Source organism: Aquimarina agarivorans, assembly GCF_000218485.1.
GTDB classification, from domain to species: domain Bacteria; phylum Bacteroidota; class Bacteroidia; order Flavobacteriales; family Flavobacteriaceae; genus Aquimarina; species Aquimarina agarivorans.
The window spans coordinates 60,507-81,186 of sequence record NZ_AFPB01000167.1 but is presented as its reverse complement, the minus strand read 5'-3'; the positions used below and the strand labels follow the sequence as shown (position 1 = coordinate 81,186).

The window sequence follows — 20,680 nt, the reverse complement described above, 5'->3', positions numbered from 1 at the left end:
TCTTTATTTGAAAAATTTTGCTATCACCGTGTAGTACTTCTAGCCTAAGCGAAAAAAACTTAAAAAAAATTTACTGATAAATAGCAATATACTACAAAAATGCAAATCTTGTTAATAAGTATTGGATAAAGAGTTTTTTAAAATACAGTTCTTTTATACTTTTGTTATGATGACAATAACAAATTACATTTGCGATTTATTATACCGTTACGATTGCGTAATTGTTCCTGATTTTGGCGCTTTTTTGACCAAGAGAATTGCCGCACATTTTTCCGAAGATACTCACTTAATGTATCCTCCGCAAAAGCAGCTTTCGTTTAATCAGCAAATTACAAATAACGACGGCTTGTTGGCTAACTATATCGTCAGTAATGAGCAAGTAACTTATGACAAGGCTTTAGAAAAAATTAAAACTTTTGTTTTACAAGTTAAAACTGAATTAGAAAATAAAGGAAGGGTAACCTTTTCAGATATTGGTTTTTTTAATGTAAATTTTGAAAATAATTTGATTTTTGAACCTTTACATACTTCAAATTACTTACCTGAAGCTTTTGGCTTAAGTACCTTAATGTCCAGCAGTATTTTACGCGAAACGTTAAAGGAGGAAGTTCAGGCTTTAGAAGAAAAAGCTCCAATAGCCTTTACACCCGAAAAACGCAAAAGTTCAAAATTTGTTAAATACGCAGCTGCAGCAGCTGTTGCGCTTTTCCTGAGTGGTGTTGGAATTAACGCATATAAAAATCATGTTGTTCAACACAATGTTGTTGAAGCTATAAAGGCCGAGGCTTTGGTTGAGCAAGAAATACAAAGCGCCTCATTTGTTTTGGATATTCCCAACCCATTACCTGGTATTTCAGTTAAAGTAAAACAGTTTGCCGAGGATAGTTTTGAAGCCGAAACAACACCGCTACAAAAATATCATATTGTTGCTGGTGCCTTTAGAGAATTTGAAAATGTGGATAAAAAAATTAAGCAATTAAAACGCAAGGGGTTTTCGCCAAAATATATTGGTGAAAATAAATATGGGCTGCACCAAGTAATTTATAGCAGTCACACCAGTAAAAACGAGGCTATAAATGCGTTAAATGCTATTAAACGTCACGAAAACAGTAGTGCTTGGTTATTGGTAAAAAAATAAAGTGCTTTTACTTAAAGCTATCACAATATTGTAACGCATTTGTTTGAATAAATAAATGCGTTATTTATTTTTATCCAATGAATCCAAAGCACCCTTCCGCATCCTATACCTTATTAACTGATATTGTATTGCCTAGTGAGACCAACTCCTTAAACCACATGTTTGGTGGCGAATTATTAGCCCGGATGGATCGGGCAGCTAGTATATCGGCACGTAGGCATTGCAATGAAGTTGTTGTTACAGCCTCAGTAAACCACGTATCATTTAATTACGCCATACCTTTGGACAGTGTGGTAAGTGTGTCAGCAAAAGTTTCGCGCGCTTTTAAAACCTCCATGGAAGTAGTTATTGATGTAATGGTTGAAGATCCCAAAACGGGCTCAATAACACATGCCAATCAAGGGATTTACACCTTTGTAGCCGTTGACGAAAATAAAAGACCTGTAGCGGTACCAGAAATTATTCCTGAATCGGATACAGAAAAAGAAAATTTTGTGGCCGCTTTACGCAGAAAACAATTAAGCCTAGTATTAGCTGGCAGAATGAAAGCCGATGAAGCTACAGAATTAAAAGCGTTGTTCTTTTAAAGTAATAAAAACTAAATTTTTAAATAGACTCCAGTATGGGGCTAGAAATATATTGGCTATACGAATGCTTTAGGTGTTAACAACTGTTTTTATTTAGATTTTCCAAGTGAACCTTTCTTTAGTTTTAGATTCAGCTCCTAATTTTTCATAAAAATCAATTGCTTTTTTATTAAAATCAGGTGTTTGCCATTGAATTACAGGACAATTGTTTGATTTCGCGTAAGCTTTTATATTATCCATAATTTGTGTTCCTATGCTTTTTCCTCTAGATTGTTCATTTAAAAATAAACAATCCAAATAGATATAATAATTTGCATCCCAAGTTGAGAATTGTTTCGTAAAAGTTGCATAACCAACAATTTCATTATTAAGTTCAACTACCAAACATTCTACAACATCAGTATTGAAAATATAGTTACTTAATCGGTTGATGTTACTATCGCTTAAAGCGCTCGCTTTTTCAAATTTGACGTGCGCTTTAATTAATTTTTTGATAGGCTCGAAGTCTCTTTTTTCTGCAATTCTTATTGTCATAAATTATTAATTTAGCAAGCACATTCAAATATAGAACCTTTGGTGGCATTTGTTCCTTTGGTTGCATAGCCATCAAATTTCCACCATTCAATCCCACCCATAAGTTCTTTTACTTTAAAGCCCAATTTAGCCATTTTTAATGCACCTTTTGTTGAAGCGTTACAACCAATTCCATCACAATAAGTGACATAGATTTTTGATTTATCAAGATGCTTTGTAGTTTCTTCGTCCATTTCTCTATGTGGAATGTTAATTGCAGTTGGAATATGTTCTTTATCAAATCCGAATGCTTGTCGTGTATCAAGTGCAATATAATCTGTACTATTTTCAAAACCATCATACAAATCAGAAGGATCCATTTCGTAAGCTAATTTGTTTTCGTAAAATTTAATTTGTTCGTTCATAATTTTGAATTTAAGTTGATGCAAACCTAAAGACATTGTTTATTTAAAAATAGTATTAAAACTGAATGATTTTAATTTATAAATGAAAATATTTCATATTCAACTTTATCATATTATTGTAATTTTGAAGCTATGGAAATCAAGTACTTTAGACTTATAAAAACAATTGCTGAAGAAGGTAGTATTGCTAATTCATCTGACAAATTATTTCTAACTCAATCAGCTTTAAGTCATCAGTTAAAAGATTTAGAAGATCAATTAGGATTTAAAGTTTTTCTTAGAACTAGAAATAAATGGGTATTAACTGAAGAGGGTAAAGAACTCAATAAATTTGGTTGTGAAATATTAAATAGCTTAAAAAAAGGATTTGATACTATTAAAAGAATAAGAAAAGGTTCCATTGGTAATATAAAAGTTAGTACAGAATGTTATTCATTTTATCAAGGCTTTCCAATTTTTATTCAAAAAATGGGCTTATTGTATCCGGAAATTAATCTAGAATTAATTTTAGAAGCAACACACCAACCAATTTCAAAATTATTATCAAATGATATTGATATAGCTATTGTAACCTCAAAACCTGAAAATAACTTATTATCAAGTATGGAAGTTTTTGAAGATGAAATTTATGCAATTATGCATAAAGAAAATGTATTAGGTGATTTGGAATTTTTAAATGCAAGTGATTTTGCAAAAGTACACTTAATAATACATTCTTTTCCATTAGAAACTGTTTCGGTATACGAACACTATCTAAAACCAAATAAGATAGTTCCTTCTAAAATTTCTGCTATTCCGCTTACAGAAGTTGCTTTAGAAATGATTGGGGCAAATTTTGGGATACTATGTATGCCAAAATGGGCATTAAAATCGTTTAAACTTCCAGAGGAATTGATATATAAAAAAGTTGGGAAAAGCGGACTAAAGAGGAAGCATTTTTTAGTTATTCGTTCTGCTGATGAGCCCAAAAAGTATATTCAAGATTTTATTTCAAATTTTTCAGATGAATTTTCAATTGTGTAGATTTTTTTTTAGCTTGATGCTAATTGCGGGCATAAGAAATGTAGAGGGTTACGAAATGCTCTAACACCAAGTTTGTAATTAAGCCAAATATTATTGGTCATGTAAGCCTACAACCATTTGTAGCCAATCTTTACATGTTGGATCTTTCCCATGATTAAACATCAGGTCAGTCGACAAAGCTTTCATCTTTTGTTTACCAGTAGGGCGAATGCTTTTATGTGTTGTAGCCCATTCTGAATCTCAAGTTTTACTGTTTTTTTTCAAATATGTCAAACTTAAAAGAGTTAAAGAAAAAATTATTGTTAAAATCAATTTAAAAATTGAAAAATCATAATAGCTAGTTGTTAATTGAATTAAATATGTCAATACAGGTATTACAGTAATAATTATTGAAACATAAAGTGCGTTTAGATATTTTAAAGCTTTTTGGAGTAAGAATAAAGGGAAAGCCATTGATAATAAGGCTAAAGCTAAAAGTTCAGCCAATACATTTAATTGAATATTGAATGAAATTTTACTAAACAAAATCATAAGGAATGATAGTATCAACAAGCCATAAAATCTCAATGAAACAACCAAAGAAGCGGGCAGGCTTTTGTCTGCTAATTTTTTAGATGTTTTCATTATAAAAGCTCCTACAATTCCACCTACAATAGTTACTAAAGTTCCATATTTCATTATTATAGAAAAATTATTTTCTTTCAAATCCTGAGAAGCTAATAGAATCATTACTATAAACATAAATGAAAGTAAAAAGGAAATGTAGAAGTTACTTTTATTATAGTTTTTGGATTTTATTAATTCAATTATGAAAATATTGATTGGTATGGCACCAAGAAACAAACAAGAAAACAAAGAGGGACTCAAAAATTTTAAGCTGTAAAAAATTACAAGCCATATTATTGTATTAAGAATATTCAACCATAAAATGGACTTTTTGTTTTCCTTAATTAGAACAATATTTCTATTAAGTTTTTAAAGTTTAAAATGGAAAAAAATATTATGGTAAAGATAGAAGTGAAAAACAAGCTCAAAATTGGGTCAACAGTTCTTGTAGAATGATTTACAAATACATTAGAAATTGCACTTGTAATTACATAGAGAATTATAAAAATTCCACCTTTGAAAGGTACTTTTTTAGAAACCATTTATGAAAAGATCCTTTAGGTAAATTTTGTTGTTAATTGATTTTATGGGTCGTAACGCTCTTTAAGTGTTGCATTTGCATGTAAATGGCGGCAGATGCAATTTACAAACCGTGCGTGCCTTGAATGGTAAATATAGTTTTTCCCCTTTACCTACTCGACTGTACTCAGTTTTAATTTCTAAATTCTTTTAAGATTTTTATTTCTTCTTCCAGATAATGTTCTAAAGAATCATATGTTCCCATTCTGTCATCTTCCCACACGAAATCACCACTTTCTTTATCTATCAAATCATTGGCTATTTCATGGTCTATTTTAAAAACTCTGAAGTCATTTCCGTCTAAAGAAATGAAACTATCATTACCACATCCATCAGTTCCAATGCAAATTTTATTCTTACAAAGCCCTTCTGTTCTTGGAAGTTTATGAAAATCTCGGTTGAATTCAATCATCCAATTAAAGTCTGTTGTCAAGGTAATGTAGTCTTCGTCATTAGATAGTTTTTTAAATTTTCTAATTAACTTTTCTTTTTTTATATAGAAGTCTACAAAAAAACTCGGTAATTGAATATTGAGTTTTTGTTCGACTTTCTCTATTTGTTTTATGTCTATGACATTTTTTTTAAACCACATTATTTCGTTTTTTTTATTCTGAATACCGTCAATTTTATTTACTGGTTATTAGGTTGTTGTAAAATACTAAATCTTCAGGTTTTAAGTCAAATTTATCTATTTGTGTTTTAATTCTTTTCATTATCCTTAATTTTCTTTTTTGATCAAGGAATAAGTATTATTTAGGTTGTTAATATTGCATTTTTTTAGTAATCATATTCCAAATAATGACTGCTGGTTTTCTAGCAGTTACACTTACGACAGAATGCCTTACTTTTCTGTAGGCTAGTCTTCTGAATAAATCGGAAAGATGTGTGTCTTTTAAGTTTCCAATAGCATTAGCTACTTGCCTGAGTGCTATTTTTGGATTTATGGATCATAAAAAGTTTATTGTGTACATTTGTTCAATTCCCTCTAATGCATAACTGAAAAAAGCTATCTTTACTTGTTAGTATTTATCAAACGTATTACTATAGTTTATTATGAAAGAATTTACCATCTACTATGCTGATGATGATGATGATGATTTGTTTTTCTTTGAGGAAGCAGTAGAAGCGTTATCCGCTAAAAATAGAATTGAAGTTAAGCTCCACCTCCTAAAAAATGGTGAACACCTTCTCGATAGTATTGATAAAAAAAAATTACAGAATTCTGTAGTTTTTCTAGATCTTAACATGCCTTTAAAGTCTGGATTTGAACTACTACAGGATATCAGGAATGCCCCAGATATTAAAGGTACACCAGTCATTATCTATTCTACTAGCGCTAATGAAAACAACATTTATAAAAGCAAGAAACTGGGAGCCAACTATTATGCTGTTAAACCAACTAATTTTACAGATTTAATTGATATCATTACTAAGGCCGTTTCTTTCAATTGGAAATCTTATCGACACAATCCAGATCCCTTTTTGTTCAATAAAGTAGCAATTTAATTCAGCCTCATTTCGTCTCTATGAAATATAAAGATATTGTAAATAATAGCATTTCAAATCTTGAAAACTGCGAAGATGAACCCATTCATATTCCTGGACTAATACAGCCTCACGGATTTTTAATATCCGTTGATTCTGAGCTTCATATCATTACATTGTGTAGTGAAAATACGCAAGAATTTATAAACTTAAGTTATGAAGAATTACTAGGTAAATCTATTGATGATATTTTGGACCAGGATCTAGTGGAGCAAATTTTAAATAGGGAGAAGTCTACATCGGAAGCAGTCACTGTATTTGAACATTCCATTAGCGGTGTACACTTTGCTATAAGTGTGCATAGTAGTGCAAACACTATTATAATTGAAGGCGAACCAACCGATATTCAATTCAATAAAGAGCATGAACTTTACAATTCATCCAAGCAACTTCTCAGTTATATCAAAGACAGCTCTACCTTAAAAGAATTGTGTAATGAAGTAGCCTCCGCAATAAAAAACATCACTAAATACGATAGGGTTATGGTATATCGTTTTGATGACGACTACAATGGTGAAGTTTATGCAGAAAGTAAAGAAGAACATCTTGAGCCTTATCTAGGCTTGCATTATCCGCATACGGATATCCCTCCTCAGGCAAGAGCACTCTATATCAAAAATTTATTACGGATCATTGGAGATGTTCATTACAAACCTGTTAAACTTTACACCTATCAGCAAAGTGCCATAGCGCAATTAGACTTAAGTATGTCCATTTTACGAAGTGTCTCCCCTATTCATATACAATATCTTCAAAATATGGGCGTGGGTGCTACGATGACGCTTTCTCTTGTTCATAAAGGAAAACTTTGGGGATTAATCGCTTGCCACCACTACAGTCCAAAATATTTAAGTGAGTCTATCAAAAATACAGTTAAGTTACACGGTCATTTTATTACATCGCAAATCGATGTTAGGATTCTAAATGAACAATACAAAATTGCAGAAAATGTAAATATTTATGTAGACCGTTTAATCTCTAAAGATCTAAACTACGACCGCAATTCCATCAATCAGCTATTTAATGAAACTTCATGTTTAAATCTTTGTAATAGCGACGGTATTTCCGCAGTTATAAATGGTGAGGTCTATACAAGTGGAATAACACCCGACCGTGGAGATATAAAGGTGCTTGGTAGTTTTCTACTTGACTACAGTAAAAACACAAAATTCGAAACTTCCAATCTTAGTCGTGTTACATCTGATTTTAAACTTATTTCACAAGAATTTCCAGGAATAAATTACAACTCACTAGGAGATGAGAACAATTTTTTAATTTGGTATCGTTTACCTACAACAACCTCTATTAATTGGGCCGGAGATCCTAAAAAAGCTATTAATAAAAATGCCAACGGACTTTCGCCTAGGACTTCCTTTGCAACATTTATAGAAAATGTGAAGGATACTAGTATGCCTTGGTTACAGTCAGAATTAGAAGCTAGCAGTAAATTTTATTATTTTCTCCAAAATCATATTCGGTCCATAATAATAAATGAAGAAAAAGAAAAACAACGACAACTAAGTGAAGTACTAAAAGAAACTAACGCTGAATTAGAGAATATCAACTGGATCAGTACCCACGATTTGCAAGAACCACTTCGAAAAATTCGTATGATGGCGTCAACGTTACTGCTTAAAAAAGATGTGGTTAGCTTAGCTGATGATACCGTGAAACGTATTGAGCGTATGCAAAGTTCTGCTGAACGCATGCAAATACTTATTAACGACATTTTAAAGTACACCAAAACTACCTCAGGAGATGCAGAATTTGAAGATATAGATGTAACCATTTTGCTAGGTGGTGTAAAAAATGATTTAAAAGAAACGCTTAGTGATGCCAATGCTACGCTAACTATTGAAAAACTTCCTCAAATTAATGGCGTATCATTTCTGCTCAAGCAACTGTTTTTAAATACCATTTACAATTCATTAAAGTTTAAAAAACCAGATGTTAATCCAGAAATAGTTATAAGCTCTGATACTAAAAAGGACGAACTCAACCCTCAAAATGCTTATCATCTTATCAAAATTAAGGACAATGGTATTGGATTTAAAAATGATTATAATGCAAAAATTTTCAAGATTTTCGCACGTTTAAATAATAAGGAAGATTACAAAGGTTCTGGTATTGGGCTGGCCCTCTGCAAAAAAATTATGATAAAACATCACGGACTTATAAGTGCCGAAGGTGAGCCAAATAAAGGTGCTACTATAAAGTTATATTTTCCAAAGGTTTAGATTTAAGCAGCCATTGTCTTAACATATCAAATGTATCTTTTGCCCCAGAAACGATCTGATGTTCGTTAAGTTCTTCTTGCGAAGCCAATACTTCTGATTTTAGTTGCTTCCACATTGGTAGTGTCTGATCTTTATAGGAACTAAAATAAGATATAGCCGTAGCATCATTCAAATTTAACTGTTTGATTAACATAGCTGAAATTATTTGCCCACCCAAAGTAGAACCTTCAATAACGTAAAGTACACCAAGTCCATAAGACGGTGTGGTAATTTGCAATGTTTCATTGCAATCTATTGGTTTAATAGGATAACCTAGAATCGATAAATCCTGTAATATGCGGTGCATATGTTGCCTTAACTTTATATCAGGCATAAAGTTTTCATTTATTATATTTTGTAACTGTGCTTCAACTGGTGCGTAGAAAGCATAAAGCCGATGAAGAAGATTAGCATAATCTTTAGCATTCTGTAAATTTTTTAGTTCACCTATTAAAACTTTTTCAACACTCTGATGTTGTGTTTTTGTTGCTAATTTTAAATGGTCAAAGATGGTCATCCAATGTCGTAAATTTTATATGTGTAAGTTATAAATATATTGTAATGTTTTAAAATTTAATTCAATATTTGAAATCCCATCCATATGCTACAAAGAGAACTTGATCTTCAAAATAGGAGTTTGTTATTACCTCCAGTATTCAAATGGTATCCCATGTCAATCCAATATCATTTTGACAGTAAACCTTTCACTTTAAAACAACTTCGATTACAACTTGGGAAAAGTAAGAGCCGTATTTATAATACTGTCAGAGAATTAAAAAATCGAAAGATGTACATATTCCCGTATTGACAGTACTATTTGAAGAATTTTGTTTAAAAGAAAAGTCGTTTTCCAACTCTTGAAAACAACTTTAAAGCATTAGCTTAATTTGAATAAATGGGAGTATGATTTCTATAGTAAATCGATGTCTCTTACACCTACCAAGTTGCTATTATTTTTTTGATATCGAAATTCACCTATAAAATGATCATTTTTAAAATTAAATACTTAGGGCTTGCTGATTTTCTAAAAAAATGGTTTAGCCTCAATATTTATAGGGTTTCGGAGTGATTTTATGAACCAAAATGTATGCATAAGCGCATTAGATTTCGTATCTTCTTGTTAAATACTGTGGACTTATGATCAAATATACCCCTGCCAATCAACTGACTTTAGAAGGATTCGAGCATCCATTTGACCAAGAATTATCTCCAGATAACAGATGGGTAAAGTTAGCAACATTGATACCATGGGATGAACTGGCTTAAGTTTATTGTAAGCAGCTAAGTAGCACTTCTGGCAGGGAAAGTATTGATGTTCGTTTGGTCATCGGAGCAATTATTGTAAAACACAAGTTAGGATTAGACGATCGAGGTACCGTTGCTATTATAAGTGAGAATATTTATCTTCAATATTTTTGCGGGTTAAAGAGTTTTCAAACCGCATTACCTTTTCATCCAACCGTTTTTGTAGATATCCTTAAGCGTATGGGAGCCTCTGAGTTTGATTTATGGAATACACAGATCATCGAAAAAGCAGATAGCTTAAAGTCAAAGAGCAAACAACTCGTCTCAAAGAGTGACAAGGAAGACTTACATAAAAACCCTAAATCAGGTGATCCACCATCTAAAAAAGGAAAACTCAAAATAGATGCCAGTGTTGCCAATCAGAAGATCATCTTCCCTACCGATGCCAAGCTATTGAACAGAAGCAGAGAAGAGACTGAGCGACTTATAGATATATTTTACAAGCAACCTATGGACACTATCCCGAACTGCTACTAGCAGATCGCATCTACCTCAATACAAATATCCGAAAACTTTAAAAAGAAAAAGGGATTAGAATTGTAGGTAAACCTCTAGGAAGACCACCAAAAGAAAATCTAACTGCCTATCAAAAACGCAAACAAAAAAAAGAACGCAAACAAAGAAATCTCATTGAAGGCAAATTTGGACAAGGTAAAAACGCATATGGTCTCAACCATATTCAAGCTAAAAGAAGTGACACCTCCGAAAGCTGGATTGGTGCAATCTTTTTTGTCATGAATTTGGTATCAATACTAAAAATAGCTAAGAAATTAGCTTTTTTTTATCATTTATTGGTAAATAGGTCACCGATCCATTACTCAATCAAGCTAATGGTACTTCAAATAAGAATCACATGGAAATATTTTGAAAAGATTTTTGCTAAGCAAACGAATTTTAATTTTTTGACTTAAACAAAAATCAACAAGCCTTAAATTATAAATTTTATACTTTTAAAATTTGATTTTGAGCCATTTCCTTTAAGTTTGAATAATTGATCTCCAGTTCCTATAAAAGGATTTTGAATAAGTCAATGTCATCTTTAGCTTGTTTAACCAGTACTTTAATAAATCTCATACCCCAAAATAAGTGATAATATTTAGAGTGTCTTTTTTTTACATTTGGGCAATGACGGTGTTTGTCCTGCTACAGCTTCATTAAGTGCTTCCGCTATGTAGTACTACTAAGCGATCCATGATGGCGAATTCTAGTAAAACTTTTATGTAAAATGTGTAACTGAAAGCAACTAACAAATATTATTATTGGAAGATTTAACGTTAATAATTTACCTTCCTTGCGGTAATGCTTCACTCGGAAACTTAGCCACCCACTCTTTATCTTTATCTAACCCCGTAATCCTTCCATCGCTAACGGCATTGTTTTTAGTAGCATAAATCCTACTACTTTAACGTTAATAATATATTGGTTATCACGAATATCTAACGTTAAAGCACACCTTAATCATTGCTTATAACAAAAAAAATCTGTAAAATGATCATTTTTAAAAATTAAATACATAAAAATGAGTTTCTTAAGTTTTTACAAGCTTTCCTTTGCTTACAGCTAATAATCGAATTTATTTATGCTAACACCAGGAAAGATTTTACCCACAAATTAAAAATAATTAGACAAAATGCTTTTTTTAACGTTTATGTGTAATATATTTGTGGCTTTAAAAATTATAAAGAATAACTATTATGAAAAAATTTTTATTGTTATCCCTTTTTTTTACAGGGTTATTAATTCAAGCTCAGACTAAAGGAAAAGTTAGGGTTGATTTTAATTTGGGTTATGCCATTCCACAAGCTGGTGGTGGCGGACTAGCTCTTTCACTTGAACCTAAATACAATATTGCTGATAATATGAGTGTAGGTTTAAGATTTGGTACTGCTTTACTTGTTAAGGAAGTAAACGTTAATGAATCTGAAGAAACTGCTGAAGGCGAAATAGGAGGAAATGGCTCATACTTAGGTACTTTCGAATATAATTTTAATAAAGGAAATTCATCATTCGCACCTTTTGTTGGGGCTGGTGTTGGATATTACTCTATAGCAAATATTGGTTTTGATTCTAATACTGACCCAGATACTTCTTCAGAAGAATTAGAAGCAAGTGGTAAATTTGGAGGTATGGTTAGAGCTGGATTTGACTGGGGTAAATTTAGACTTGGCCTAGAATACAACATCGTACCTGAATCTGACTTAAAAGATTTCAATAACGAAACTATCGGTTCAACGAAAAATAGTTATTTAGGGATTTCTCTAGGTTTCTTTTTAGGAGGCGGAAAATGGGGTAAATAATTACCTACTGAATAAATATAATGGATTGCCCTTAGGGGGAATCCATTTTTTATTTTACCCAAAAAAATCAACCTGCTTTATGTAATAAAATTTCGTTACAAAGTTATGATGTCCAATAAATACCAGTGTTTTCTTGATTGTCAGCATAGCATCACTACGGTCAAATTTAAAAAAAAGTATACAAAAGTGTGTGTAGTGGATTTTAAATAAAAGCAAGTATCTTTTAATTTTGATACCACTTTTCTCTATATATCTTAGGGGGCGACCCCACAAATCGTTTAAAGTATTTTACAAAATAAGAGGCATCATCAAAACCTATTCTAAAAGCAATCTCGCCAATTTGTAAACTTGTGAATCTCAGCAAACGTTTAGCTTCTAAAATAATACGTTCTGATATAATCCCTGATGCCGATTTACCAACAACACTTTTAGTTATTGTTGTCAACGTTTTTGATGATATATTTAGCAACGCTGAATAGTCGCTAACGGACAAGCCTTTTTGATAATTTTCTTCAACCAACTCTTTGTATTTAGCAAACTGAAGCTCGTAATGGCTATTGAATTGAATATTATTATTTTCACTTTTACGATGAACGCGCTCAAGATTTATAAGTAGTGATTTTAATGAAAAACGAATGCTATCCTCATAACCAAACGCACCTTTGGTTGAAAGTTCTTTTTTAATTAAATCAATGTAAGAATTTGCAATAACAGCCGTGTCATCATCAATGATATAACATGGGTTTTCTACTGCACTAAAAATATTATATTTTAAAAAAATATCAACATCGCTATGCATAAAAAAACTTTCATTGAAATGGATAAGGTATCCGTTTACCTCCAAATTTTTATCAAATGCATGAATATGATCTTTGGAAATAAATAACACTGTATTTTTTTCAATTGGGTAAGTTGTAAAATCTACAATATGCTCCCCTCCTGCTTCAAAAAACCAAATAATTTGATAATAACTATGAGAATGCGCTACAGCTGCCATATCCCCACTTCGCTTTCGGTAAGTATTTAAATCATATACTTCAAACTGTAACTTTTCGGGATGCGCTTTGTGAAGGTGATATTTTTCTATTTTATTTTTTAAGTCTCTCAAATTAAACCTGTTGTTTGTCGGTAATTTTAAAATACAATTTTAAAATTACTTCCATATTGATAATTCTTTTAATTATGTCGAAAGAAAATCAAATAACACACTATTTAATCAATCATTTTTTTTGCCGTTAATAATCCACTGTAAATAGCTCCATCCATATAACCACCATGAACTGGTGAAGTTTCGGCTCCTGAAAAAATAAGTTTCCTATTAAAATAGGTTTTAGCAAAATCCGGATTCCCATATCTCGGACTCATATAAATCGATTTAATTTTGTTGCATGATGTGTTTTTATCTTTTGACCAATCTTTTTCTTGATAGGAGATATAGTCTAATACTTCTTCACCTAAATATTTTTGCAAATGCTCTAAAATACGTTGTTTACGCTCTTCAGCGGTTACATCTCTCATTCCTTCATTAACAAATCCCATTAATGAAAATGTTTTATCAGCTACATCACTATGATCATATAAATCAGTAACTACTCCAACTTGCCCAATTAAAGTGCCCGATAAATTTTTGTTTCTCCAAAAAGGCGTTTTAAATGTCAATCCAACTTTAATAGCATTACTCATCCAAGTATGTGTATCTTTCATTGATTTACGAACCGATTTTGGTAACTCTTCTGATGTAAAATCAATACGCGTAGCAATACGTGGTGGGATAGTTACTACTACTTTTTGAGCTACGTAAGTCTCTTTTTCGGCAACTACCTCAACAGTAGCTTCGCGATTATTAATTTCTGTTACCGTGGTATTTAATTGAATTTTATCATTGCCAATTTTACTGATTAATTTATCAATCATTGCCGTTGAACCGCCAGCTATTCTGTAAGCCGATGGTGAATTTGGATCATTTTCAAAATAATGAGCGGGTGCCATTGTGTTGTATACCAACACACTTTTCCCCTTGCTATACTGATAAAATTTATTAACTTCTAATTCATCAAGTAGTGCGTTTACATTTTCATGGTGATTATGAAACCAAGTTGCGCCGTAATCAATTCCTTTTTCAGTATATATACGCCCCCCCGACCTATCTCTGGATTCTAAAATTAAAAAATCAGTTTCCCCATGCTTTTGCAACATATAAGCTGTTGTTAAACCAGATAGTCCTGCTCCAATAATAACGTATTTTTTTTTAATCATACCTCATTAACTTAATCCAAACAATTAGTAATACCGTAGCTAAAGCTACATTTATGTTTTCTTTATCGTCTATACAAAAAATTTCGAATTTTTATTTGAGTAATTTAACATTAGAACTGGGATAAAACATATTCACTTTTTTGCATTCCAATATATAAACAAACATCTAATGCGTAAAGATGTTGTTTATTAAAATAATTATTGGACGATTAATTCTACTTCTGAAATTAAATTACTTAACTAAATTGGTTTGCTTACTTAAATTCTTCAAAACAAAAAAATCTTAGCTAAAGCTATATTTTGAATTAAAGAAATAACATTTGAAAATAATTTCTTTTAGAAATAAACTCCTAAACCGTCCAACAATTAAATGACATTAATAGTAATATCCTTTCTAATATTAAATTGTGTAATCTAAGCAAGCAACTCAACAGCAAAAATGATCTATTTTTAGTTCCTACCTGACATTACACCACCATCAGTATCCCAAATAGCACCAGTTACCCAGCCTGCTTTATCTGATAATAGGTAAGAAATGGTATCTGCAACATCTTTTGCTTTTCCATTTCTTCCAATTGGGTGAAAACCATGAAAATTCTGAAGTGCATCATGCGCCTCTTGCTTTCCTCCAAAAACACTTTCGTAAACTGGAGTTTCAACTACTGCTGGAGAAACTGCATTAACTCTAATTTTATGATCAGCGAGCTCCATAGCTAAGTGCTGTGTTAAAGAGTGTAATCCTGCCTTTTGCATTGAATAAGCAGATGATGGCGTAGCTTTTACAGCTTGCTTTGCCCACATTGACCCTACATTAACAATAGAACCCCCTTCAGTTTCTTTCATTTTTTTTGCCGCCGTTTGCGTAATAAAAAAGAATCCTCTGTTAAGGTCTTGATAGGAATCATAATCAGCTACCGTGTGATCTAAAAATGATTTTGGGCCAAAAATACCAGAAGCATTTACTAAGTAATCTAAATTATCCCATGAGTTTACTTGCTCATTTAATTTATCAACTTCAGCTGCGTTGGTGATATCTACCTTGTGCGTGTGTAAATTACCAGAAACATCAGATTTAAATCCATTTAATTTTGCCTCGTTAGTACCAACTACGTGTACCTCAACACCTTCTGACAATAAATTTTCTGCTGTAGCACGACCGATACCACTACTTCCCCCAATAATTAATGCTCTTTTACTCATAATACTATGTTTTTTTGTTATATAAACTGTTTTAATTTATTACACAAAAGTATCATCATGATGCAAATTACAATAGTGCTAAAACGATAATAAATGGTGATTTTAGGAAAACAAAATAATTTATTTGAAATAAGTCAGTTTTATTTCAATATTTGAAACAACAAAATTTAATCGTAAAAAAGTAAATTAATTTGCGGTTATTACCTATAAAAATAGCTAAAAAGTCTCTTGTACTTTTATTTTTTCTTAAAATACCATCTATTTTCTGAAATGTACTATTTGTAGAAACACTGGCATGCTACCTTTGAATTTCACAAAGAACAATTTTATTATTAAATATCGTATTGATCATATAGTTTATACAGTTTTTGATTTAGATGCTGCTATACAGTTTTTTACAAAAAAAATAGGTGTCACTCCCATTTTTGGTGGGTATCATAAAAATCAAGGGACAAAAAACGCATTGATCAATTTAAGTGATGAATGTTATTTGGAAATTCTGGCAATAGATAACACCAACACATCAATAAAACCTCCGAGATGGATGGGTGTCGACGTATTAAAAAAGAATCAGATAACGCGTTTTGCATTAAAATCAAAAGCACTAAAAAAAGAAAGCAAAATTTTAAAGCTATACGATAGCAAAATGGGAATTATAAGTAACGGATTAAGGCAAACCTCAAATGGAAATATTTTAAAGTGGGAATTAACACTCCCTTTGCCTAAACCTGAAGTCGAAATCTTTCCCTTTTTAATCGATTGGTCTGGGAGTAAAACACACCCAAGTTTACAATTACCACAAATGGATTGTAAACTCATAAAATTTTATGGTACACATCCCAACCCAAAAAAATTTGATCGCCTGTTTGAAATGCTTGACTTTTCAATACAAATAAAAAAAGACAAAAAAATAAGCTTACAAATGATACTTGATACTCCCAAAGGTCTTGTAACTTTATAATTCAAGAAAAACAAACCAATGAAATCAATATTAATTACCTACATCTTTGCTACGTTACTAACTACTTCCTGTAAAAATACTAATGAAGCAACCGCTAGTAGTATTGCGCTAACCCAAAATCAGGAAGATATCACCAAGGCTGATCAAATAATTGAAAAAACAATTCAAGCGCATGGCGGAAATTTATACCACACCGCAGATTATTCATTCACCTTCAGGAAAAAATTATACCGATTTACCAATAACGGAAGTGATTATACCTACACTGTAACCTATCAAAAAAACAATACTACTATTCTTGATGTCATTACCAATGGTTCCTTTAAGCGTTTTGTAAACGAACAAGAAATTGAATTGAATCAGAAACAAACTGATGCTGGTTTTGGCGCACTTAACTCAGTAATTTATTTTGCCACATTGCCTTACAAACTTAACGACCCTTCAGTTAACAAAAAATTAATAGAAAAAACTGTTATTAAAAATGAAAATTACGACGTTATTGAAGTTACTTTTAATAAAGAAGGTGGTGGTAAAGATCATGATGATGAATTTTATTACTGGATCAATAAAAAAACACATAAAATTGATTATTTAGCCTACAATTATCAAGTAAATAAAGGTGGCGTTCGATTCAGAAGTTTTTATAATCGAAGTGTTGTGGATGGTATTACTTTTCAGGATTATATCAATTGGAAGGCTCCTGTTGGAACTCCGTTACAAAAATTGCCCACATTATTTGAACAAAATAAACTTAAAGAATTATCTCGTATTGAAACTGAAAATATAACTCATTTAAAAAATTAATTTATGAAAAAAACACTATGGATTATAGCAATTGGATTGATCTTTTTCCAAGGTAACGCTCAAAAATTTGCTAAACTTGACAAAAGCCCTATGGACAGAGCTTATTATCCTGCCAATGCCGCAATTCGTAACTTTGAAAAAACGGATGAAAAGAAAAAAGCTGCTGAACCTAAAATTAGGGTGACCTACTCCAGACCTTCAAAAAAAGGAAGGACTATTTTTGGTGAACTCCTTAAATTTAAGGAACCTTGGAGGATTGGTGCCAATGAATCCACTGAGGTCATTTTTATGACTGATGTTGTTTTTGGGGGCACAACTATTGAGGCGGGTCGCTATTCATTGATTGCCATACCTGAGCAAAATCAATGGACACTACATATAAATACCTTATTAGATGGTTGGGGAAATTACGGATACGACCCTTCATTAAATATTGCCAGCATTACTGCTACTACTCAAAAAAGCAAAACAATAATCGAATACTTATCCATGGCTTTGTACAAAGCTGCTGAAAATACCGTACACTTAAAAATTGGTTGGGATGATACTTTTGCCGAATTTCCAATAACAATTAAATAATAAAATAATGACCACATTAAAAAGTATAATATTACAGGAGTTTAAGGATGAAATGGATACCACCATTCGGATATTTGAAGCAGTAACCGACGAAATTTTTGATTTTAAGCCGCATGAAAAATCCAAAACAGTACGTCAACTAGCAAATCATATGAGTGAAATTCCTAGTTGGGTTGCTGGAATTTTTGGTGGCTCAGAATTGGATTGGATGCAATATACCCCACCTGCAAAAATTACAACTGCTAAAGATTTAGTGGCTACCTATAAAAACAATGTAGCTGTAGCGCTACAAGCTTTTAAAAATAGTACCGAAGAGGATTTACATAAGGATTGGACAATGAAAAAAGAAGATTTCACATTTTTTACACTCCCTAAATATGCTGTTTTACGAAAATTAATAATAAATCATACCATTCACCACAGGGCACAAATGGGCGTTTATTTACGATTGAATAATATTAGTGTTCCGGCAAGTTATGTTTCTTCAGCTGATGAAAACTTATTTGCTTAATAGCGAAGTAATCCTTTAAACACTTAATACTTGTATTCAAATGGCAATTCTTAAAGTTATCAAACTAGGTCACCCAACCTTACGATCAAAATCGGGTATCATTAGCAAAAATGAAATCAATTCTTTTGAATTTCAGGATTTTATTGATGACCTGATACATACTATGAGAAGTCAGAATGGTGCTGGTATTGCTGCCCCGCAAGTAGCTTGTTTAAAAAGGATATTTATCATGGAAATGCAAAACAATCCGCGTTATCCAAATAAAGAATCCTTCCTTTTAAATGTTGTTATTAATCCTGAAATTGAATATTTAGACAACGAATTAGTGGATAGCTGGGAAGGTTGTTTATCCATTCCAACATTACGAGGCAGACTCAAAAGACATAAAAACATTTTACTTAAAGGACTAGATCGTAAAGGCGTTCCTTTTGAAAAAAAAATGACTGGTTTTGCTGCAATTGTTGCTCAGCATGAAATGGATCATTTGGATGGTACTTTATTTATTGATAAAATGAATTCCATGGAAACACTGACATTTCAAAAGGAGTATGAAAAGTACTGGATGTAAATGCTAATGAAATTAAAAAAATTGATTGGCAACCTAATTTAACTCTACATAAAATTACTAGTTCCATTCAAAAAGTAAGTTTGCCTAATTCATTGGGTAGGCTTACTTTAAAACAAATACAGCAATCATGAAAACAAATTACAATAACAAAACATTTAAAGTTGCTGGAAACGGTAACGATGTTACTCATTTTAAATATTCCCAAAAAGACAACATCGTTTGGGGTAAATATGAAGGTGGAGGAGTAACCAAAGGAAATTTAATAGCTACTGTTGATACGGAAGGCACTTTACACATGCACTACCACCATTTGAATGCTAAATTAGAGTTCAAATTAGGCAAATGCGTATCCATACCCACCGTGCTTAAAGATGGTCGTATTCAATTGTTTGAAAAATATGAGTCCGTAAATACCGATGTTGTTTCCAAAGGAGAAATTACCCTTATTGAAGTAGTGTGAATGAAACTCTATAATTATATATCCACCATTTTAGAAGCTCCTTTTGAGAATTTTGGGGGCAAAACAATTGGAGTTTCCTTGGAGGCTATTGAGATTGATGCCTTCATTTTTGGAAATGGCCCCAAAAAAATTAGTCTGATTGCTGGTAACCATGCCGATGAACCTATTGGTCCGTTATTACTTAAAAAGCTAGTTAATTTTTTAAGTTTATTGAATGAGCAACATGAATTATTGTTAAAATACACTTGGTACATCATTCCGCATACCAATCCCGATGGTGAAAAACGCAATTTAAAATGGTATACCTATCAGGACACTGAAGCAGATTTGGCCAATTATTTAACTCATGTGACCAGGGAGTTACCTGGTCAAGATATTGAATTTGGCTTCCCAATTGAAAATAAAGCAAAAGCATTACGCCCCGAAAATGAAGCGATTTACAACTTTTGGAAAAAAGCCAATACCTCATTTGATTTACATGTCTCACTCCATGGTATGAGCGCTACTTACGGACCATGGTTTTTAATTGATAAGAAATGGATCAATCGCACCCAGGCACTTAGGGATAAATGCACCCTTAAAACAAAAGCTTTAGGATATCAGCTTTTTGATCTGAATCGCTTTGGCGAAAAAGGTTTTGAACGCATTAGCAAAGGGTTTTGTACCCGCCCTGATAGCACTGAAATGAGAAACCATTTTTTAGCATTGAACGATAAAAAAACAGCCGAAAAATTTCACCCAAGTTCTATGGAATCCATACGCAGTATAAGTACTGATTGTTTAACCTTGGTTTCAGAAATGCCCTTGTTTATATTCCCTGAAGAATCCCGCCAACTCACATGGCCCGATCCTTTTTTACAAAAATGGAATACGCAGTTCACATTATGGAAACAACAAATACGTGCTAAAGAATTAACTGCCGAACAGTGTAACAAACAAGCAAAAAAAATGAATGTAAATGCAATGCCTTGGAAGGATCAAATGCGATTGCAGTGGCAACTCGTTGTCGCTGGAATTGAAACCATAGAAAAAGTCAATTGAACATTT

The 20,680-nt window shown here is 32.0% G+C and carries 22 protein-coding genes and 1 pseudogene; 14 read left to right on the top strand and 9 right to left on the bottom strand.

Features of this window, described 5'->3' with window-relative positions; all coding sequences use genetic code 11:
- Positions 1 to 166 precede the first annotated feature (166 nt).
- Together GMC_RS0113610 and GMC_RS0113605 are read left to right on the top strand one after the other, a co-directional pair.
- Positions 167 to 1,138 (top strand): HU domain-containing protein, encoded by a 972-nt coding sequence (locus GMC_RS0113610; protein ID WP_010522667.1) that lies wholly within the window; start codon positions 167 to 169, stop codon positions 1,136 to 1,138.
- A gap of 77 nt (positions 1,139 to 1,215) precedes the next feature.
- The gene (locus GMC_RS0113605; protein ID WP_010522666.1) at positions 1,216 to 1,725 is read left to right on the top strand and encodes an acyl-CoA thioesterase; all 510 of its coding nucleotides are present in this window, start codon (positions 1,216 to 1,218) and stop codon (positions 1,723 to 1,725) included.
- Between the two features lie 93 nt (positions 1,726 to 1,818).
- On the opposite strand, the gene GMC_RS0113600 is transcribed toward GMC_RS0113605, so the two are convergent.
- Together GMC_RS0113600 and GMC_RS0113595 are read right to left on the bottom strand one after the other, a co-directional pair.
- On the bottom strand, positions 1,819 to 2,259 hold the full coding sequence (locus GMC_RS0113600; protein WP_010522665.1) for a GNAT family N-acetyltransferase: 441 nt from the start codon (positions 2,257 to 2,259) through the stop codon (positions 1,819 to 1,821).
- A gap of 11 nt (positions 2,260 to 2,270) precedes the next feature.
- On the bottom strand, positions 2,271 to 2,663 hold the full coding sequence (locus tag GMC_RS0113595) for a rhodanese-like domain-containing protein (protein ID WP_029489794.1): 393 nt from the start codon (positions 2,661 to 2,663) through the stop codon (positions 2,271 to 2,273).
- 132 nt (positions 2,664 to 2,795) lie between these two features.
- On the opposite strand from GMC_RS0113595, the gene GMC_RS0113590 reads away from it, so the two are divergent.
- Positions 2,796 to 3,686 (top strand): LysR family transcriptional regulator, encoded by an 891-nt coding sequence (locus GMC_RS0113590; protein WP_010522663.1) that lies wholly within the window; start codon positions 2,796 to 2,798, stop codon positions 3,684 to 3,686.
- A 240-nt stretch (positions 3,687 to 3,926) separates the two neighbouring features.
- On the opposite strand, the gene GMC_RS0113585 is transcribed toward GMC_RS0113590, so the two are convergent.
- A complete protein-coding gene (locus GMC_RS0113585; protein WP_238528012.1) occupies positions 3,927 to 4,364 on the bottom strand; it encodes a hypothetical protein in 438 nt (145 codons plus the stop codon).
- 640 nt (positions 4,365 to 5,004) lie between these two features.
- On the bottom strand, positions 5,005 to 5,463 hold the full coding sequence (locus GMC_RS0113580; protein ID WP_010522661.1) for an SMI1/KNR4 family protein: 459 nt from the start codon (positions 5,461 to 5,463) through the stop codon (positions 5,005 to 5,007).
- Between the two features lie 461 nt (positions 5,464 to 5,924).
- On the opposite strand from GMC_RS0113580, the gene GMC_RS0113575 reads away from it, so the two are divergent.
- Positions 5,925 to 6,377, top strand: a complete 453-nt coding sequence (locus GMC_RS0113575; protein ID WP_010522660.1) for a response regulator — start codon at positions 5,925 to 5,927, stop codon at positions 6,375 to 6,377.
- A gap of 20 nt (positions 6,378 to 6,397) precedes the next feature.
- Positions 6,398 to 8,653, top strand: coding sequence for an ATP-binding protein (locus GMC_RS0113570; RefSeq protein ID WP_010522659.1), 2,256 nt, complete (start codon positions 6,398 to 6,400; stop codon positions 8,651 to 8,653).
- On the opposite strand, the gene GMC_RS0113565 is transcribed toward GMC_RS0113570, so the two are convergent.
- On the bottom strand, positions 8,625 to 9,209 hold the full coding sequence (locus GMC_RS0113565; protein WP_010522658.1) for a biliverdin-producing heme oxygenase: 585 nt from the start codon (positions 9,207 to 9,209) through the stop codon (positions 8,625 to 8,627). The two genes, GMC_RS0113570 and GMC_RS0113565, sit on opposite strands and share 29 nt — an antisense overlap.
- A gap of 620 nt (positions 9,210 to 9,829) precedes the next feature.
- Between GMC_RS0113565 and GMC_RS21350 the strand changes: the two are divergent.
- A pseudogene (locus GMC_RS21350) lies at positions 9,830 to 10,797 on the top strand (transposase); the annotation flags it as partial.
- Between the two features lie 367 nt (positions 10,798 to 11,164).
- On the opposite strand, the gene GMC_RS23025 reads toward GMC_RS21350, so the two are convergent.
- Positions 11,165 to 11,332: a transposase gene (locus GMC_RS23025; RefSeq protein WP_369073181.1), complete on the bottom strand. Its 168-nt coding sequence runs from the start codon at positions 11,330 to 11,332 to the stop codon at positions 11,165 to 11,167.
- A 359-nt stretch (positions 11,333 to 11,691) separates the two neighbouring features.
- Here GMC_RS23025 and GMC_RS0113550 point away from each other — a divergent pair, with 359 nt between their 5' ends.
- A complete protein-coding gene (locus GMC_RS0113550; protein WP_010522657.1) occupies positions 11,692 to 12,294 on the top strand; it encodes a hypothetical protein in 603 nt (200 codons plus the stop codon).
- Positions 12,295 to 12,517: 223 nt separating this feature from the next.
- On the opposite strand, the gene GMC_RS0113545 is transcribed toward GMC_RS0113550, so the two are convergent.
- The 3 genes from GMC_RS0113545 to GMC_RS0113535 form a co-directional block, all read right to left on the bottom strand.
- The gene (locus GMC_RS0113545) at positions 12,518 to 13,402 is read right to left on the bottom strand and encodes a helix-turn-helix domain-containing protein (protein WP_010522656.1); all 885 of its coding nucleotides are present in this window, start codon (positions 13,400 to 13,402) and stop codon (positions 12,518 to 12,520) included.
- Between the two features lie 104 nt (positions 13,403 to 13,506).
- Positions 13,507 to 14,550, bottom strand: a complete 1,044-nt coding sequence (locus GMC_RS0113540) for a flavin monoamine oxidase family protein (RefSeq protein WP_010522655.1) — start codon at positions 14,548 to 14,550, stop codon at positions 13,507 to 13,509.
- A 450-nt stretch (positions 14,551 to 15,000) separates the two neighbouring features.
- The gene (locus GMC_RS0113535) at positions 15,001 to 15,750 is read right to left on the bottom strand and encodes an SDR family NAD(P)-dependent oxidoreductase (RefSeq protein WP_010522654.1); all 750 of its coding nucleotides are present in this window, start codon (positions 15,748 to 15,750) and stop codon (positions 15,001 to 15,003) included.
- A gap of 295 nt (positions 15,751 to 16,045) precedes the next feature.
- Between GMC_RS0113535 and GMC_RS0113530 the strand changes: the two genes are divergently transcribed.
- From GMC_RS0113530 to GMC_RS0113500, 7 genes are all read left to right on the top strand, one after another.
- A complete protein-coding gene (locus GMC_RS0113530; protein WP_010522653.1) occupies positions 16,046 to 16,711 on the top strand; it encodes a VOC family protein in 666 nt (221 codons plus the stop codon).
- A gap of 18 nt (positions 16,712 to 16,729) precedes the next feature.
- On the top strand, positions 16,730 to 17,515 hold the full coding sequence (locus GMC_RS0113525; RefSeq protein ID WP_010522652.1) for a DUF6503 family protein: 786 nt from the start codon (positions 16,730 to 16,732) through the stop codon (positions 17,513 to 17,515).
- A gap of 3 nt (positions 17,516 to 17,518) precedes the next feature.
- Positions 17,519 to 18,094: a DUF2911 domain-containing protein gene (locus tag GMC_RS0113520; protein WP_010522651.1), complete on the top strand. Its 576-nt coding sequence runs from the start codon at positions 17,519 to 17,521 to the stop codon at positions 18,092 to 18,094.
- A gap of 7 nt (positions 18,095 to 18,101) precedes the next feature.
- Entirely contained in the window at positions 18,102 to 18,605 is a 504-nt protein-coding gene (locus tag GMC_RS0113515) for a DinB family protein (RefSeq protein ID WP_010522650.1), read from the top strand.
- 40 nt (positions 18,606 to 18,645) lie between these two features.
- Positions 18,646 to 19,173: a peptide deformylase gene (def, locus tag GMC_RS0113510; RefSeq protein WP_010522649.1), complete on the top strand. Its 528-nt coding sequence runs from the start codon at positions 18,646 to 18,648 to the stop codon at positions 19,171 to 19,173.
- A 127-nt stretch (positions 19,174 to 19,300) separates the two neighbouring features.
- Complete coding sequence (locus GMC_RS0113505; RefSeq protein WP_010522648.1) at positions 19,301 to 19,633, top strand: avidin-fold protein; 333 nt, start codon at positions 19,301 to 19,303, stop codon at positions 19,631 to 19,633.
- Complete coding sequence (locus GMC_RS0113500) at positions 19,634 to 20,674, top strand: M14 family zinc carboxypeptidase (protein ID WP_010522647.1); 1,041 nt, start codon at positions 19,634 to 19,636, stop codon at positions 20,672 to 20,674.
- The last annotated feature ends 6 nt before the right edge of the window (positions 20,675 to 20,680 follow it).